The organism is Candidatus Zixiibacteriota bacterium (assembly GCA_034439475.1).
Lineage (GTDB): Bacteria > Zixibacteria > MSB-5A5 > GN15 > FEB-12 > JAWXAN01.
Window position 1 is genome coordinate 1 of sequence record JAWXAN010000080.1, and the last position, 17,437, is coordinate 17,437.

The 17,437-nt window shown below is 49.2% G+C and carries 15 protein-coding genes; 13 read left to right on the forward strand and 2 right to left on the reverse strand.

What is annotated here, in order from left to right; genetic code table 11:
- Window positions 1-311: 311 nt before the first annotated feature.
- On the reverse strand, window positions 312-929 hold the full coding sequence (locus SGI97_11330; protein ID MDZ4724471.1) for a CPBP family intramembrane glutamic endopeptidase: 618 nt from the start codon (window positions 927-929) through the stop codon (window positions 312-314).
- A gap of 212 nt (window positions 930-1,141) precedes the next feature.
- Window positions 1,142-1,339: a hypothetical protein gene (locus SGI97_11335; GenBank protein MDZ4724472.1), complete on the reverse strand. Its 198-nt coding sequence runs from the start codon at window positions 1,337-1,339 to the stop codon at window positions 1,142-1,144.
- 340 nt (window positions 1,340-1,679) lie between these two features.
- On the opposite strand from SGI97_11335, the gene SGI97_11340 reads away from it, so the two are divergent.
- The 13 genes from SGI97_11340 (at window position 1,680) to SGI97_11400 (ending at window position 17,315) form a co-directional block, all read left to right on the forward strand.
- The gene (locus tag SGI97_11340; protein MDZ4724473.1) at window positions 1,680-2,315 is read left to right on the forward strand and encodes a hypothetical protein; all 636 of its coding nucleotides are present in this window, start codon (window positions 1,680-1,682) and stop codon (window positions 2,313-2,315) included.
- Between the two features lie 131 nt (window positions 2,316-2,446).
- Entirely contained in the window at window positions 2,447-2,626 is a 180-nt protein-coding gene (locus SGI97_11345) for a hypothetical protein (protein ID MDZ4724474.1), read from the forward strand.
- 494 nt (window positions 2,627-3,120) lie between these two features.
- Window positions 3,121-4,512 (forward strand): bifunctional UDP-3-O-[3-hydroxymyristoyl] N-acetylglucosamine deacetylase/3-hydroxyacyl-ACP dehydratase, encoded by a 1,392-nt coding sequence (locus tag SGI97_11350; GenBank protein ID MDZ4724475.1) that lies wholly within the window; start codon window positions 3,121-3,123, stop codon window positions 4,510-4,512.
- A complete protein-coding gene (lpxA, locus tag SGI97_11355) occupies window positions 4,509-5,282 on the forward strand; it encodes an acyl-ACP--UDP-N-acetylglucosamine O-acyltransferase (GenBank protein MDZ4724476.1) in 774 nt (257 codons plus the stop codon). The genes SGI97_11350 and lpxA overlap by 4 nt, the downstream gene beginning before the upstream one ends.
- 61 nt (window positions 5,283-5,343) lie before the next feature.
- The gene (locus SGI97_11360) at window positions 5,344-6,363 is read left to right on the forward strand and encodes a Gfo/Idh/MocA family oxidoreductase (protein ID MDZ4724477.1); all 1,020 of its coding nucleotides are present in this window, start codon (window positions 5,344-5,346) and stop codon (window positions 6,361-6,363) included.
- Window positions 6,353-7,483 carry a lipid-A-disaccharide synthase gene (lpxB, locus tag SGI97_11365; protein MDZ4724478.1) on the forward strand — a complete coding sequence of 377 codons (1,131 nt, stop codon included), beginning with the start codon at window positions 6,353-6,355 and terminating at the stop codon, window positions 7,481-7,483. The genes SGI97_11360 and lpxB overlap by 11 nt, the downstream gene beginning before the upstream one ends.
- A complete protein-coding gene (locus SGI97_11370; protein MDZ4724479.1) occupies window positions 7,480-8,760 on the forward strand; it encodes a glycosyltransferase N-terminal domain-containing protein in 1,281 nt (426 codons plus the stop codon). The genes lpxB and SGI97_11370 overlap by 4 nt, the downstream gene beginning before the upstream one ends.
- A complete protein-coding gene (gene lpxK / locus SGI97_11375; GenBank protein MDZ4724480.1) occupies window positions 8,753-9,853 on the forward strand; it encodes a tetraacyldisaccharide 4'-kinase in 1,101 nt (366 codons plus the stop codon). Before SGI97_11370 ends, lpxK begins: the two co-directional genes overlap by 8 nt.
- Window positions 9,853-11,466: an L-aspartate oxidase gene (nadB, locus tag SGI97_11380; GenBank protein MDZ4724481.1), complete on the forward strand. Its 1,614-nt coding sequence runs from the start codon at window positions 9,853-9,855 to the stop codon at window positions 11,464-11,466. Before lpxK ends, nadB begins: the two co-directional genes overlap by 1 nt.
- Window positions 11,466-13,007: a glutamine-hydrolyzing GMP synthase gene (gene guaA, locus SGI97_11385; protein ID MDZ4724482.1), complete on the forward strand. Its 1,542-nt coding sequence runs from the start codon at window positions 11,466-11,468 to the stop codon at window positions 13,005-13,007. The genes nadB and guaA overlap by 1 nt, the downstream gene beginning before the upstream one ends.
- Before the next feature lie 74 nt (window positions 13,008-13,081).
- On the forward strand, window positions 13,082-13,924 hold the full coding sequence (locus SGI97_11390; GenBank protein MDZ4724483.1) for an alpha/beta hydrolase: 843 nt from the start codon (window positions 13,082-13,084) through the stop codon (window positions 13,922-13,924).
- A 140-nt stretch (window positions 13,925-14,064) separates the two neighbouring features.
- Window positions 14,065-15,045, forward strand: coding sequence for a polyprenyl synthetase family protein (locus SGI97_11395; protein MDZ4724484.1), 981 nt, complete (start codon window positions 14,065-14,067; stop codon window positions 15,043-15,045).
- A 98-nt stretch (window positions 15,046-15,143) separates the two neighbouring features.
- Entirely contained in the window at window positions 15,144-17,315 is a 2,172-nt protein-coding gene (locus SGI97_11400) for a hypothetical protein (protein MDZ4724485.1), read from the forward strand.
- The last annotated feature ends 122 nt before the right edge of the window (window positions 17,316-17,437 follow it).

A 17,437-nucleotide genomic window follows, 5' to 3' on the forward strand; every position in this document is an offset into this window, starting at 1 on the left:
CACCACACTAACGATATTTGTAGGTCAGTCCCGCCGCGGCGGACTGACGTCCGATATTCGCCAAGATAAAGATCACACCGCAAGCAGTGTGGTACAAGAATCATAGCCAACATTGCGACCCCGTCATTGCGAGGAGTGCCGTCTGAGGAACGACGCGGCAATCTCAGTTTCCTGGTCCGTCTGGCCTTGGTCACTTCGAGCGAACAGCGAGGAGTGTGTGTGACCTGACGGCCACTTGGTGCGGGCGAGAGACTGCCCACACGAACAATAAGATGGATTTTGCGCTCTCCAAAGGCTGGAATTGCAATCTTTTACTGCGGGAAGAAGAGCGCGCCGAGATCCTGAAGGAAGTGCGCGATGATACACGGCCAAAGCGAGCCCGTGCGGATATAGAGAAGCGAAAACATCACCCCATATACTGTGATAACAATCAAGCCGGGAATGCCCTGATAGGCATGGCACATACCAAAGGCAACGGCTGATACAATTGTCGGGATGAGCCAATTGTTGAAGCGTCCCATGATCCGCAGCCGTGTCATGAGATAACCACGAAAGGCGACCTCTTCGCAAAAACCGGCAGTGAAGGCAACCCCCGCCCAGACAATGCGGCCGGCTGTGTCCTTGGGAATTAGTAATCCAAGTTCGCCTGACATGGGATAGCCGATTTGAGCGAGCAGCCAAGCCAGCCCGGAGAGAATGAGATTTGCCGCGAGAAGAAAGGCGATGCCGTAGGCAAGGTCAACTGCGCGGATTTGTGTCAGCCCCACACCAGCCAAACCGGTTCGTTCCTGATGAACGGCGATATAGTTAAAAAGATAAATGAACCATTGAAAAGCGATAGTCAACACAAGCATCATAATCAGCATACCCTCGCTCAGCCCTCTCAGCATAGCCAAAGGGTCGTTGCCGACATCAATGAGAGAAAGCACGGGATAGATCAGGATAAGGAAACCAAGGACAAAATATGTCCACAGCGAAGTCTGAAAGTTGCTGTTGCCACTCTCGGACAGAAAACGCTCGTAAGGGTTCTGGATATGATTTGAAGGATAATAGCCGGGGAAAGCATTGACGCGTTCAAATCCTTGGGTATCCAGAGAGCCTCCTTTTATGGACTGTGCGTTCCAGTCAACGGGATGTGTATTTAGCGGGTTTCTTGCGGTCTGCGGTCTTTGAGAACTGCGCTGAGTATGAGCGCGAGACCGATTACAATGATTATCATCGGCCACGAAGTGGACAGCGGGGGGAGGACATCGTTCACGACAGAGAGCAAAACGAGTCCGACTCCAAGCCAGATGATGCCCGAAACAATTGGGCGTTTTGGCGCTTCAGGTGATTTCACAGACCCTGCTGATGTATTATCCATGGGTATTCTGTACGCTCCATTCTAACAATCAATACAATATCGAAGTCGACTTTTTTGGTGACGACCAACTTCGCTTATACGAAATATATGCAAAATCCGTGCAAAAGCCGCATCCGTCATTTTCTTTTTTTGAACGGCGTTAAATGTGATTCATGTGATACAAGGTAAGCGGTTGGCCTGCTTTTGGATGCGATAGCCAAGTGGTAGCCGAATCGTTGCCAATCCGCCTACTTCTGCTTGCGTTTCGGCGAGTGCCAATATCGAAAGGGTATGCACTTGGCCGGCAGATATATCTAAAATTGCAAGGAGCAGGAGAATGGCAAAGAACCGGCTTATCTATCAAAACTGGATTACAGAACTCGGCTTTGACCCGGAAATTGGGCTGGATTTCGACCAGTCCGGGATTCCCCAGACAGAAGAAAGGGGATTGGCTGACGAGGAATCAGGCTCGTCTGAATGTGCTTCTGAACCGCTTCCGTTGGAAGCATACAGCCCGTCCGAGCTGTCAGATGTCTGGAAGTTCGGAAATGACTCGGATCATAGACGCGTTCAATTAATCCGCGACCGAGTTTCACAGGCGATTAGCAGTCTCAGCGATGACGAGCGTGAGTTTATCGAACGCTTTTATTTTACTGGGGAATCTTACCGCAAGATTTCTGAAAAATCAGGACGGGGGATGCATAAACTCGAATCACTTCACAGCCGGGCCGTTATAAAGCTGAGAAAAAAGCTCGCGCCGTTTGTGAAGGAGCAGTTCACTTGGACGCATAGTTCAGAGAGCAGAACCGGCTGTATTATCTGTGGATCACGGTTCAGGGTCGAAATCGACTGCCTGATTGCCGCGCGTGACAGGTCTTCGACATGGAAGGGGGTCATTGAAATTCTAAAACTTAAATACGGCATTGGTATCAAAACCCCTCAAATCCTTATCGGACACGAAAAATACCATTAACGGAACGAATAGAAATCATTGGACACTGAAATACTAATTTAGAAAGGAAATCAATGCCACATGAAACGTCAAAAACCGAAAAACTTCGCCGGGATCACTGCCTCACTATCTCCATTTCGCATGAATAGAAAATGCGTTTGAAAGCGCTTGCGGATAAGTATAATCGCACGACGGCTGATATGGTGCGTGCCGTGATCAAGATCGGTATCCCTATGATGGAAGGATTGTCTGAGGCCGAGGAGATAATGGTGAAAGAATATGTTCAACTGTTTCGAAAATTGCGGCGAGTTAAAACACTGAAAGAGATATAGGAGGGTGGGGGGGATCGTCTGCCATCACGAATAAGCGAACCCGCCACAGCGGGCAGGCGCGGCGGACAGTGTTATCTTGATATTGGTGCAGGCCAGAGACGGCCTGCACGAAAGTCCAATGAGGGAATACGCCATGAAATGGCTTCGTGCGGTCCGCCGCGGCGGACGGTGTGGTCTTACTCGTGCTGTGGTGTCGGGCGCCACAAGCTGGGGATGCTATCCCTCGCCCGACACTATGATTGAACTGTCAGGCGAGGGCGCCTGACAGCACTGATGAGGGAAAGCGCCACAGCGAGCAGGCATGAGATTGCCATCCGCGAAGGCGGACTCAGAAATAAAAGTCGCAATGAGAAATGTGAGTAATTCGCTGGTGCATGAGGACGTACACCAGCCACAGTTCCCTTCAATCGATATGTCTGCTCTCCGAAATTAAACCTTGAATCAGCCATCGTTTCTTCGTATACTCTGCCCAACTTGTTAGATAACTAAAGCTTATGTTTCAAAAACAGCGCACGATACAGCGTCCTATCTCTTTATCCGGTATCGGACTCCATACCGGAAATACCTGTGCCATGACTTTCCGTCCGGCTCCGCCCGACCATGGGATTCGATTTGTTCGTGTCGATTTGACAGGCAACCCTTCGGTTATTGCCGATGTCGACCATGTTGTCGAGACCGCGCGCGGCACAACCCTTCAGCAGGGCGAAGCCCGTGTTCACACGGTCGAACACGTTTTGGCCGCATTCGCCGGTTTGCAGCTCGATAATATGATTGTTGAACTCAATGCCAATGAACCGCCGATAATGGATGGTTCCTCGAGGCCGTATGTCGACAAAATACTCGAAGCTGGCATCGAAACACAGGCGGTCGACAAAGTCTATCTCGAAATAGACACGCCAATGGCATATTCAGAAGCTGATCGTGGAGTAGATCTCATTGTCACACCATCCGATGACCTTCGCATTACCTTTATGATCGATTACAAAAATTCGCCACTCGGGACTCAATACACAACCCTTGTTGATCTGAACAAGGAATTTGTAGAAGAATATTCTCGCGCGCGTACATTTTGTTTTCTGTCCGAGGTCGAACATCTTAAGTCCCAGGGTCTCATCAAAGGAGGCGGACTTGATAACGCAATGGTTATCTATGATTCCGATGGCGGTCAGGTCGAAGTTGACCGGATCCGCAAGGCGCTCAATCTCAAAGACGAGGCGTTTGTAGGCAAGAACGGTGTTATCAATGATATTCCACTGCGATACTATAATGAACCGGTGAGGCACAAGACCCTTGATCTGCTTGGAGACCTTATGCTTATCGGTGTGCCGTTCAAAGGGCATGTTCTGGCGGCCCGCTCGGGTCATAAAGCTAATGTCGCGCTGGCAAAAAAAATGCGCCAGCTGTACAAAAAGAAAAAGATGGCCGGAAAATATTCTTCGAAATCCAACACGGCCCTTTTTGACATTAACTCAATTTTAAATATTATGCCGCACCGCTATCCCTTCCTGCTTATCGATAAAATTCTTGACCTTGTGCCTGATAAATCAGTGACGGCGATCAAGAATGTCACTATAAACGAGCCATTCTTTCAAGGACATTTCCCTGGGCATCCCATAATGCCGGGTGTGATGATTCTCGAGTCGATGGCCCAAGCTGGCGGTGTATTGTTACTAAACGCAATCGAAAACCCGCAGACAAAAGTGGTGTATTTTATGTCGATAGATAATGCTAAATTCCGAAGACCAGTGATGCCCGGTGACCAGATTCGTTTTGAACTTGAAATGCTTTCTTTCCGTCGCAATGCCTGCAAGATGCGCGGCCAGGCGTACGTCGATGATATACTCGTCGCAAATGCTGACTTCATGGCAATGGTGATGGATAGATGAACGGTATTCATCCAAGAGCAATAATTTCACCGAAAGCGGAGATCGGTAAAGACGTCTCAGTTGGGCCTTCAACTATAATCGAGGGCTCGGTTGTCATCGGCGATGGCTCCGTCATAGCTTCAAATGTGCTCCTGGCCGAAGGAACAATTCTCGGCAAAGAGGTCAACGTATCTCATGGCGCGGTCATAGGCACCAAGCCGCAGGATCTGAAATTCGGCGGCGAGAAAACACAGGCCATAATCGGTGACCGCACCGTTATCCGTGAATATGCGACCATCAACCGCGGTACAATCGCTCATGGTAAAACGACTATCGGCGCAGACTGCATGTTGATGTCCTATTCACATGTCGCCCATGACTGTATTGTGGGCAACAATGTCATAATGGCAAACTCCGTAAATCTCGCTGGTCACGTCGAAATTGACGACTTTGCTATCCTCGGAGGACTTGTCCCGGTTCATCAGTTTGTCAAAATCGGCGCCCATGCCATGATAGGCGGTGGTTTTCGCGTACAGCAGGATATTTGCCCTTATGCCTTAGTTGGCGGCTATCCTATCAAAGTTGTCGGGATCAATTCAGTCGGGCTTAGCCGCCGCGGATTCAGCAAAGACGTCATTAAAATTCTCGAGAAAACATTCAAACTCTTATTTTTTTCCGGACTCAACACGACTCAGGCGCTGGGACGGCTTCAGCAGGAAGTACAAATTATTCCCGAAGTTCAGCTTATACTTGATTTTCTTGGTCGTTCCAATCGCGGGATAGTCAAATAGTCTGCGGTATAGTAAACCACAAAGCAGGCGGTCATACATTGATTCATTCTGAGTTAGCTCGATGAGAAAACTAAAAACCGCAGTAATTGGTGTAGGCGCGCTGGGCCGTCATCATCTCAAATGGCTGTCCACCCTTGAGCAATCGCAGCTTGTCGGGCTTTTCGATACCGATCCCCAACGCGCAGAGACGTACGCCGCAGAATATAAAGTGAGCGCTTTCAAAAGCCTTGACGATGTAGCTAACAGTGTCGATGCCGTTTCAATAGTTACTCCCACCACGACACATTTTGAAGTAGCATCCTTTTTTATCGAGCGAGGGATCCATTGTCTCATAGAAAAACCGATTACGGCGTTGCTTGAAGAGGGCCTACAATTATCTCATCTGGCCGAAAAGAAGAAGGTCACAGTTACCGTCGGTCAGATTGAGCGCTTCAACCCGGCTGTCCGCGCGCTTGCCGACTATGAAATGCGGCCATCGTTCATAGAGGCTCATCGCTTGGCCGCATTCGATCCACGAGGAACAGATGTCGCGGTTGTGCTCGATTTGATGATCCATGATATCGATTTGGCTCTTAAGTTGGTCGGTTCGCAGGTTTCTGATATTCAAGCCGCCGCTGTTTCGGTCATTTCGGAACAGGCGGATATTGCCAACGCCCGAATTACATTCGAAAACGGCGCTGTGGCAAACCTTACGGCATCTCGAATTTCTCTTCAGGCTATGCGGAAAATGAGAATATTTCAGCAGTCAGGTTATTTTTCGTTGGATTTGTCGAGCAAGCAGACCGATGTCTATCGCCTTGCAACGCATGGCGGTAAGGAAGAAGGGATGCGGATTCCGTTTGGGAAATCCGGCCGGGATATTGTTTATACCAAAAGAACGGATACCGGCGAAGATATGCTTGGCGCGGAACTGGCTTCCTTTCTGAATGCTGTGATAACCGGAGGACTGCCGGAAGTTTCTGCGGCTGATGCCTGTGAGGCGCTTCGTGTGGCGCTCGAAGTCGAACGTATCGGCACGAAGGCAATGGCATCGATGATTACTACAGGGAATCTATCGGGACTCCACACCGGTGGCCGATAAGGTGGACGACTCAGGTCCGCTTGTATTTATCTCGGCTGGCGACCCATCGGGAGATATAGCAGCATCACGTCTCTACGCTGAACTTAAAAAGTTACACCCGTCGCTTCGCTCATTCGGACTTGGTGGACAAAAGCTGCGCTTGGCAGGGCAGGAACAGCTTGCAGAACCGAAAGAGCTGGCCGTTCTCGGTTTCTGGGAAGTGGCCAAGCGGTATATTTTTTTTCGAAAGTTATTTTACACCTGTATCGATGAAATAAAAGGACGCAAACCAAACTGCATTATTCTTGTCGATTATCCCGGATTTAATCTTCGTCTCGCCCATAAACTTCGTGCGCTCAAACTCGGCATTCCGATTATCTATTATATCGCCCCACAGGTATGGGCATGGGGGGCAGGCCGCATTCCCAAAATGAAAACTGATCTTGACCGTCTGCTTGTGATTCTGTCGTTTGAAAAACATTTTTTCGCGGGTTATGGAATCGCAACCGATTTTGTCGGACATTATTTGCTCGAGGATATTCCCGAGCAATTTCGTGATACAAGACTGCCCGACAGCAAACAAATCGCGCTTCTGCCCGGGTCACGCCCGCAGGAGATTGGACGAATGCTGGGGCCGATGCTTGAGGCGGCGCGGCTTTTCAATGCCAAGCATGGCACACAAGCGGTGGTCGCCGGTATTAGCAATGGATTTGATTATGAACGGGAGCTGGCCTCTTATGCCAAAGACAATATCTCGGTTTTGTTTGAAGACTCGCGAAAAATAATCCATGAGTCATCACTTGCGCTGACAGCCTCCGGAACGGCAACACTTGAATGCGGGATCATCGGACGGCCTATGGTTGTGGTATACAAGACTAGCGTTCTTACCTACCAAATTGCGAGACGGTTGGTCCGCTTGAAACATATCGGGCTTGTTAATCTGGTCCTCGGTGAGAAAGTTGTTCCTGAACTGATTCAGCATGATGCTACGCCACAACGGATGGCAGACGAACTCACGCGGTTTTGGTCAAACCCTGCTCTCTACAAAGAGACCGCCTCCCTTCTTATCCAAGCGCGAGATGTTCTCGGGGGCCATGGGGCGTCATGTCGGGCGGCCAGGATTATCGCCGACTATTTATGATTGCACTGTATGCATCGCTCACTTGGCTGGCTTATCTGCTTATCTACCCCTATGGTTATTTCCGAGCCAAACGGGAAAATTTGGTTTGGCAGGGACGTTTTGCGCTGGGCGCAACCCTGCAGAAATGCGATATATGGCTCCACGCGTCATCAGTTGGTGAAATTAAAGTTATTGCAAATCTCATTGCTGAATTATCACGTATCCAGCCATCGCTTGTTATGCATGTGACAGTGATGACACAGACAGGATATGCCGAAGCCGAAAAACTCATTGGATCGAAAGTCAGCCATTCGTATTTCCCGCTTGATGCGCCTCAGATCATGAAACGGATGTTTGCATCACTCAACCCAAAAATGTTTGTTGTGGCTGAAACAGAAATCTGGCCAAATTTGATATGTGAGGCCAAGAGTCGTCGTATTCCAATAGTTTTGGTCAACGGGCGTATGTCAGAACGGGCGTTCAAGAAATACCGGCTAATACGAAAGTCAATGCAAAAGCTGCTCGCTACCTACCAATATCTTTTTTTCAAGACAACAGCCGACAGCCAGCGCTATGCGGCATTTGGCCTTCCCTCAGACAAGATGCTGGTTGCCGGGGATATGAAGTTTGATACTCCAGTTGCGCAACGCGATGTAACCAGACGAAAGGAGATTCGTGAGAAGCTATTGATTGCGGATAATGAATTCCTTCTTGCCGCAGGTTCAACTCGCGCAGGAGAAGAAAATATTCTATTGGAAATATATTGTGAACTGAAAGCCGAATGGCCCCGCTTGAGACTATTGCTTACCCCGCGACATATTGAGCGGACAAAAGAGATTGTCGGGCTATTGAACTCACAACAATTATCCTTTACCATATATCCAGTTATTAAGACTGATGCGGATAGCGAGGCAACACACACAGATGCTGAAAAAGTAGAGACCGACGTGATTGTCATAAATGTCATGGGTATGCTAAATGATTTATACCTGGCGGCGGATATTGCTTTTGTTGGCGGCACATTGGTTCCGATCGGCGGCCACAATCTGCTCGAACCGGTCTGGAATGGCACGCCGGTACTTTTTGGGCCGTCTATATCCAATGTGATCGAGGCAGCAGACTATATCCAAACATATAATTTTGGCGCGCAAGTCGATTCTTCAGGGCAGTTGCGCGAAGTACTCGATTCGGTTTTATCAGGCACAAGAACTTTCTCGAGAAAGACGGAGTCTAACTCGGTGACATCGTCAACGCACACGATTGCCACATATATACTCGGACATCTCAACCATGCTTGAATATTTCTGGAAAAAGATTCTTCGCCGCAAAGGGATTTCACTATGGCATATTCCCGCGCTTGTAATGTGGGTTCTCTCTTTGCTTTTTTGGCCGATCTCGGTGTTTCATCGAGGAAGAAAACGAGACCAGCTCAAACTTTCCCTTCCCGTGATTTCTGTCGGAAATATCACAGTCGGCGGTTCCGGCAAGACCCCGCTTGTCGAGCTTATAGCGTCGGAGTTGCTCAATGACAATATCCGAGTGGGGATCGTTTCATCGGGCTACAAACGGCTGACAACTGATTCTTTCATCGCCCCGGGCTATAAAGTGCAGACGATGGATGTTGATCAAACCGGTGACGAAATAATGCTGTTGGCTCACCTTGTTCCCAACGCAGTGTTTTCTGTGGCAAGCCGGAAATCTGAAGCGGCGCTTAAATTGGCCGACAGTAATCTTGTGGATGTTATTGTTGTCGATGACGGCTTCCAGCATCAGAGTCTTGCCCGTGATATTGATATTGTGACCTTCGATGCCGCGGTCGCACGAAGAAAACTTCGTATGTTCCCTTACGGCGTCTTACGCGAGCCGTTGAGCGCCCTGAAACACGCCGAGGTGATCATTATAACTCGCGCCAATGTTGCCAAAGACATCACCGGGCTTCAGCGCCGGCTCAAAAAAGAAATCAATCCATCGGCGGAATATTTCTCGGCGCATTTCAAATCCGATGAACTTATCGGGCGGTCGCAGACTATGCCGGTGAAATACCTCGACGATAAAGCGGTCTTTCTTTTTGCAGGAGTCGGAAGCTTTGCTGCGCTCCAAAAACAGGTTGTTTCGCTTTCCGGTAATTTAGTGGGGTATTATGAATTTTCAGACCATCAAATCTACACCCCGAGCATACTGGAAAAAATAAAAAAGCAGGCGGAAAAACGAAAAGCCGAAGTCATTGTCACCACCGGCAAAGACTGGGTGAAACTTGGGGGGTTCGATTTTGGCAGGGAGATATACTTTCTGAACCTTGTGCTTGACCTCAATCCGAGCGAGGAACACCTTACCAGGTTTCTTAAGTCACAATTACAACTTGGTTCCCTCAAGGGACCGGAGCGGTACTGATGGACAGGCGCTTTGACTTTCTTATTATCGGAAGCGGAATCGCCGGTTTGTTTTACGCTCTCAAGATTATCAAGGCAAACCCAAAGGCAAAAATTGCCATCATCACTAAAAAGGGAGAGACCGTTTCCTCGACGAACTGGGCACAAGGCGGCATAGCAGCTGTGCTTTCCGGAACTGATTCTTTTGCATCGCATATTGCTGATACGCTGGCAACAGGTTGCGGCCTGAGTAAAAAAGAAGTGGTCGAAAAAGTTGTTGCGTGGGGGCCATCGGCAATCGAGGAACTTATCTCCTATGGCGTGCAATTTACTAAATCCGAAACATTAGGCAATCTCGATCTTGGGCGCGAAGGCGGTCATTCGGCGAATCGAGTCGCGCATGCCTCCGACCTGACCGGTAAAGAAATTGAGCGCGCTCTGCTGGCGGCGTGCCGGGCATTTCCTGATACTATTCATTTTTTTAGAGATCACATGGTTGTTGATCTGATTCTCTCGCAATCTGGCGGGCTTCCTATTTGCGCCGGTGTGCATGTGTTCTCCGGGCAGGACCGGATATTTGAATCGTATTACGCCCCGGTCACACTTTTGGCGACTGGCGGTCTTGGGCACGTTTATTTTCATACCTCAAATCCCCGCATTGCCACGGGGGATGGAATCGCCATTGCCTACCGTGCCGGGGTATCAATTGCAAATCTTGAGTTCATCCAGTTTCATCCGACAACACTGTACAGCCCCGGACGCTGGCCGTTTCTTATCTCGGAGGCTGTCCGAGGCGAAGGCGGCATTCTCAAAACAATCGACGGCAACCCGTTTATGCGCGAGGCGCATGAACGCGCTGATTTGGCCCCTCGCGATGTGGTGGCAAGAGCAATCGATAGAGAGATGAAGCGAAGCGGGGATGATTATGTCTTGCTCGATGTGAGCCATCTCGATGCTGTCTTTATCAAAGATCGCTTCCCTAATATTTATAAGGAATGTCTCAAATATGGATTCGATATAACTGTCAGGCCGATTCCGGTTGTCCCATCGGCTCACTATTCCTGCGGAGGGATTCTTTCGACCCTCAGCGGTGAAACGGAATTGCCCGGGCTTTTTGTCGCCGGTGAAGTGGCGATGTCAGGAATGCACGGAGCAAACCGGCTGGCATCGAATTCACTTCTTGAAGCCGTATGTATGGCCAAGTTTGCGGCCGAAAAGTCATCGCAGTATTTCCATGATATTTCGTTTCCAGAAAGCCCGCAGACCGAGAATCCCCTATTTTCTTCTTTGCGTTATCCACGAGAAAAGGTTTTAATCACCTATGACCGGCAGGAATTGCAAAGGGTGATGTCAGATTTTGTCGGTATTGTGCGGACAATTGAGCGCTTGGAGCTGGCATTGTTAAAAGTAAGCCAGATGAAGAAGGCGATAGAAAATTATTACTTTGCAACTCCGGCGACGCTTGGGGTGCTGGAACTGCGGAATCTCGCAACTGTTGCAGAGCTTATTATCCGCTCGGCTCTGCGGCGAAGAGAATCGCGCGGATTGCATTACCTCGAGGATATCCCAAAAATGGACGACGCATTTCTTGGTGACACAATTATTACCGGTCGATTGAAAGCAGAGGCCTCGTAATGTCAACTCAGCATGAGATGATTCTCATACTCGATTTCGGATCTCAATATACTCAGCTTATCGCCCGTAAAGTCCGCGAAGCCCATGTCTACTCCGAAATTGTCCCCTATAATGCCGACCTGTCTAAATATGCCGACCGCAAGGTTGCCGGATATATCCTTTCGGGCGGGCCATCGTCGTTGGCCGATGCCGATTCTCCACGGGTTGCCAGGGAGTTTTTTGATACAAAGACGCCGATTCTCGGAGTCTGTTACGGTATCCAGCTACTGGCAGAGCGTTTTGGCGGAAAACTTGCGCGAAGCGACTCCCGTGAGTATGGCCGTTCTCATTTTACCGTTACCCATGAAAGCCCGCTTCTGCAGGGTGTGCCAAGCGTGTCACAGGTCTGGATGTCTCATGGGGATTCAATTGTTACTATGCCAGAAGGTTTTCAACTTATTGGATCGACCGAAAGCCTGAAAATTGCCGCGGTTGCCAATGAGACACGAAAAATCTACGGCATTCAGTTTCACCCCGAGGTCCATCACACCGAGGAAGGGAAACGGATACTCCATAATTTTCTTTTCCATATCTGTCAAGTAAAGTGCGATTGGACAACCGAGTCATTTGTTGTAGAAGCCACAGATAAAATCAAGGCCCAGGTCGGCGATGGAGAGGTTGTTCTTGGGATCTCCGGCGGAGTGGATTCAACAGTCGCGGCTGTGCTCCTGCATAAAGCAATCGGAAATCGCCTCCATGCCGTTTTTGTCAATACCGGCCTGCTGAGAAAGAATGAATTTACCGAAGTCATCGCTCTTCTCGAAACGCTCGGTCTTCAGCTTCACCCGTATAATGCATCGGAGCTTTTTCTCTCGCGGCTGGCTGGTGTTTCTGATCCGGAACAGAAACGGAAAATAATCGGCACGACTTTCATCGACGTCTTCGAGGAGGAAGCCGAAAGACTCGGCAAAATAGATTTTCTTGCACAGGGGACGCTCTATCCCGATGTCATCGAATCGGTTTCATTTAAAGGGCCATCGCAAACCATTAAATCGCACCATAATGTAGGCGGTCTCAAAGACCGCATGAAACTGAAACTCGTCGAGCCGCTTCGCGAACTTTTCAAAGACGAAGTCCGCGCCCTTGGCCGCACGCTTGGCATTCCCGAGCGGTTTATTGAACGGCATCCATTTCCGGGGCCGGGACTTGCAGTGAGAATACTTGGTGATGTTACCTTTGAGCGTTGCGAGCTTCTCCGCGAAGTCGATGCTATATTTATTGAAGAACTTTGGGAGAAAAAAATATATAACGATATCTGGCAGGCTTTCGCCGTTTTACTGCCCTGCAAAACTGTCGGCGTGATGGGTGACGAGCGGACGTATGAAAATGCCATCGCGCTGAGAGCTGTGACATCGGTCGACGGCATGACTGCCGATTGGGCTCGAATCGATTACGATATCCTGGCTCATATTTCAAATCGGATAATACGGGAAGTGCGCGGAGTGAACCGAGTGACTTACGATATTTCGTCAAAACCTCCCGCGACAATTGAATGGGAATAGTAATCTTATTCCATGGATGCTTTCTTCATGCCGATGAGCCAATCTCTTGCCCAAGCGGTCGAGAATAAGGTCGAATGTTAAAACGAATGGTAATCTGGATAATCGTCATAGCTGCCGTGCTCTTTGCAATTCTCACGGCTTTTTTATTAATAAACCAAGATCGTATGATTTTTATCCCACTGGACAGTTTCATAACCACACCGTCTAAGACGGGAATGAACCACGAAGAGATATTTCTTGAAGTCTCGCCAGAAGAGAATATCCATGCCTGGTACTTTCCCCTTTCCGACAGCGCCCCGACAATTCTTTTCTGTCACGGTAACGCTGGTAACATCTCATACCGTCTGAATGCGGTAAATATGTTTCTCAATCTTGGTTGTAGTGTGCTCCTCTTTGACTATCGCGGCTATGGTATGTCGGGCGGAAAACCCTCGGAAGAAAATGTGTACGCCGATGCCGAAGCGGCGCTTGGATGGCTAAAATCCAGGGGGACTTCAGAAGACGAAATAATCGTTTTCGGCGAATCGTTGGGAAGCGCGGTGGCGATAGAATTGGCCGCTCGGCATCATGAACTCGGTGGTTTAATCATAAAATCTGCCTTTACTAACCTGGCCGAGGTCGGCCACACCCATTTCCCTTATCTCCCTGTCTCGCTTATCTGCCGTTATAATTTTAATTCGCTCGATCGGGTCAAATACATCGCCTGTCCGGTGATTTTCTCGCATTCAAAAGAGGACGAACTCATTCCATTCCGGATGGGACGGAGTTTGTTTGATACCGTGACCGGCTCAAAGACTTTCGTGGAGATTACCGGCGGCCATAACGACCGCGATTATCTTTCAGACGAGAACTACCATGCCGCGCTTAATGAATTTATCCACTTAGTTGAGGCAAAGGCCTCTCATGAAGATCGTTAGCATGAGCCGGAAAGGCTGATTTGCCAAGCGTTTGGCGTATACGCAAATCATTTGACAAGTCGGGTTGAAGAGCCTATTTTCGCTAATTATTATGGAGCATGACTCCGGATTTGAATCGATAGCAAGGATTTAGAAGAAGCGTGTTGGATACAAATCAATTACTCGAGTACACCGAACCGGTACAGGCGGACCTCGCTGCGTTCGACCGGAAGCTATCCGATTATCTCCGAGGAGATTCCCCGCTTATCTCCTCCATTGCCCGCCATTTGCTCAAATCCAAAGGGAAACGGATTCGACCGGCCTTTCTATTCTTATCATCCCGGGCATCGGATAGCTATACCGAACATTCGGTCGATGCCTCGCTGGCAATAGAGCTCATTCACACTGCAACCTTGCTCCATGACGACGTAGTCGATGATGCCGAACTTCGCCGTGGACAGGAGACGGTTAATGCCAAATGGACAAATCTTATCTCGGTACTCATGGGCGATTATCTGTTCGCCAAGGCTTTTCGTATCATGGTCGATACCGGCTCAATTGAACTTATCGGCGCCATTTCCAAAGCGACCGAGCGGGTCTCAGTAGGCGAACTTCGTCAGATAGAAGAGACCGGCAACTATGCGCTTTCCGAGGATGAATATCTTGAGATTATCGCCGACAAGACGGCATCTCTTTTTGCAGTCTCCTGCGAAACTGGCCCTATATTAAGCCGACGGCCTGCCGAACGAGACCGCTTTGCCCTTTTCGGCGAAAGTATTGGCACGGCTTTCCAAATTGCCGATGACCTGCTCGATTTTATCGGCGAAGCCGATAAAATCGGAAAACAGCCGGGCAATGATGTCATGAACGGCAAAGTAACCCTTCCGCTTATCTATTCCCTCAAGCAGGTCTCCGAGGCAAGCGGCAGAGAAATAATTAAATATCTCAAGACCCAGGACGATGGCGAGTCTTTCAAAACCATCCATCGCTTTGTCACCGAAAATGGCGGAATCGATTATGCCTACCGGAGAGCCGATGAACTGTGCCAGCAGGGGTTGGAATCACTCGACCGGCTACAACAGTCGGTATACTACGATCGTCTAACCGAGATGGTTCGATTCACCACTCAGCGGGCTTCATAGAGGCGATAAGCCTCGAGATGTTCGTGTGCCGATTTCCAATCCCAGATATACATAGTAACAATAGTCGCGTTTTGTTTCATCGGGTATAAGGTTTCATCATGTTTGGCTGGTCTGACTTTTCGATCGATTTTCTTGCGGCGTCTCCGGTAATACTTTTTCTCGTATTAGCCCTGCTGATCGGCTTCGCCGTCTTTGTTTATTATAAAACCAATCCGCCTGTCCCATCCTATATACGGATCATTCTGGCATCATTGAGGATTATAGCGATTGTTGCGCTGGTTGGGGCGTTGCTTGAGCCGATTATAGGATTCAGCCGCGATTTTGAGCGTAAAAAGCGCGTCTCCGTACTGATCGATCGTTCGCGAAGCATGAACCGGCTTGAGTCAGAAAAAAGCCGAAGCGCGCGTCTTGATTCTCTTCTTTCGAGTTCCGCATTCGGAGAACTTGGAAACCGAACAGATATGAAAGCCTATTATTTCGCCGAGTCGCTCTCTGAATCACCGGATAATTTGGGCGTTGAAAAAACCGCAATCGGCGATGCCATTACCGAATTGTCGCAAATCGAACTGGGACAGCCAGCCGATCACTGGCTGCTGTTGACCGATGGTAATTCCAATGCAGGCAAAAAACCGTCTGAGGCCGCAAGCGGTCTTGCTTCTCCTGTTTTTGCGATTGACCTCTCGCAGGATGCTGGCAGTTTTGATGTGAGCCTCGAAGCGGTCGATTATAATCCGGTGGTCTTTTCCGGACAGAAGACCGAAGTCAAAATCACGGTTGCCTGGAGTGGAGCGGATACGGGAAAGATCAGTCTTCCAGTGCGAATAAGCGACTCCCGAAAAGTGCTTCAGGAGAGCAGAATGACCATCGAGCAGGAAGCTGGTTTCAGCGAACTCACTCTGTCTTATACACCTGAACAGCCAGGGCAATTGCATTTGAGTTTCGGTGTTCCAAAGCAATCAAACGAAGAGACTGCGGATAACAATGGACGCACGGTTGCGGTGAAGGTTCTCAAAAGCAGGCTTGCAATTTTGCTTGTGGCCGACCGCCCCGATTACGAGGTCGGATTTCTGAACCGCTTTTTGATTGGCTCGGATAAATATGATGTCAATCTCATCTCGACAGGAAGCAAGGCCGGAAATCTTGAAGGGCAGTTCCCTTCAAGACAAACCGAATTGAATCGTTACGATTTGGTTATTCTCCATGACCCCGATCCGGCCAAGTTTGAGTCACGAAATGACATTATTGAATCATACCTTTCGGAAAAAGGGGGAGCGATCTGGGTGATAATGAGCCAGCAGTTTGCGAGTCGCGGGCCTGTTGAGTGGTTCAACCGTCTGCTTCCATTCTCACAGTCTGCCAAAAGGAATGTCGAATACGTCGATTTCACTGGAGAGCCATCGGAAGGAAATCTCTTTCATCCGGCAGTTCGTCTGGCCGATGACCGCCCCGGCATCCGTGAAATATGGTCAGAACTTCCGCCATTCAAAACGCTCGTTCGATGTGATAACATAGTCTCCGACGCATCTGTCCTTGTGCATGCGGTGCTGCCTGGGACCGCTCGCCCGCCTATCCTCGGCTATAAACGGTTTGGCCCGGGGAAATTACTGGCCTCGACAGCGACACCGTTTTGGACCTGGGGATTCATTCAGCGCGGTCTGGGTGAGGACGATACAAACTTCAACAAATTTCTCGAAGGCGCAATCAGTTGGCTGACGGTTCCCGATGACTCGGAACCGCTTCGCATTGTACCGGAAAAAGAGGTTTTCACGCGCGGCGAAACAGTGCGGTTCGATGGCTTTGCATTCGACCAAGGCTTTCGTCCGATTCCCGGAGTGAGCGGGCAAATTCGCCTTGTCTCTGATTCAAATAAACAGAGTTATGAAACCGATTTGATTGATAAGGGAGAAGGAAAATTCCTCGGTGAGTTTGACCAACTCCCGCCCGGACGATATACATATTCGGGACGCTTCGAAAAGGGGGGCGCTGAACTGAAGAAAAAAGACGGCACGATCATGATTGAGTCCTTCTCATTGGAGGAGTTCGATCAGAGCGGAGATCCGGCGACACTTGCGGCGATAGCCCGCCAGTCCGGCGGACGTTATTTCACATATAAGCAATTCGATGATGCCATTCGCGCGTTGGATCTGGCTTCGGTGCATGAGACGGTAACAGGTGAGTTATCTTTGTGGGGGAAAAGCTGGCTTTTGTTTATTTTCATCGGTGCACTGGCGGCTGAATGGGTGCTCCGAAAGATAAATCATCTGCTATAGGCGTAATTATTCTATTATTCAATTTGTTGCGCGGGTCTAACCGGCAATATTGATTGCGACCTTGCCGGTACTGTAGATATCAGTGATCTGACTGCGCTCATTGATCATCTCTTTATTTCAAA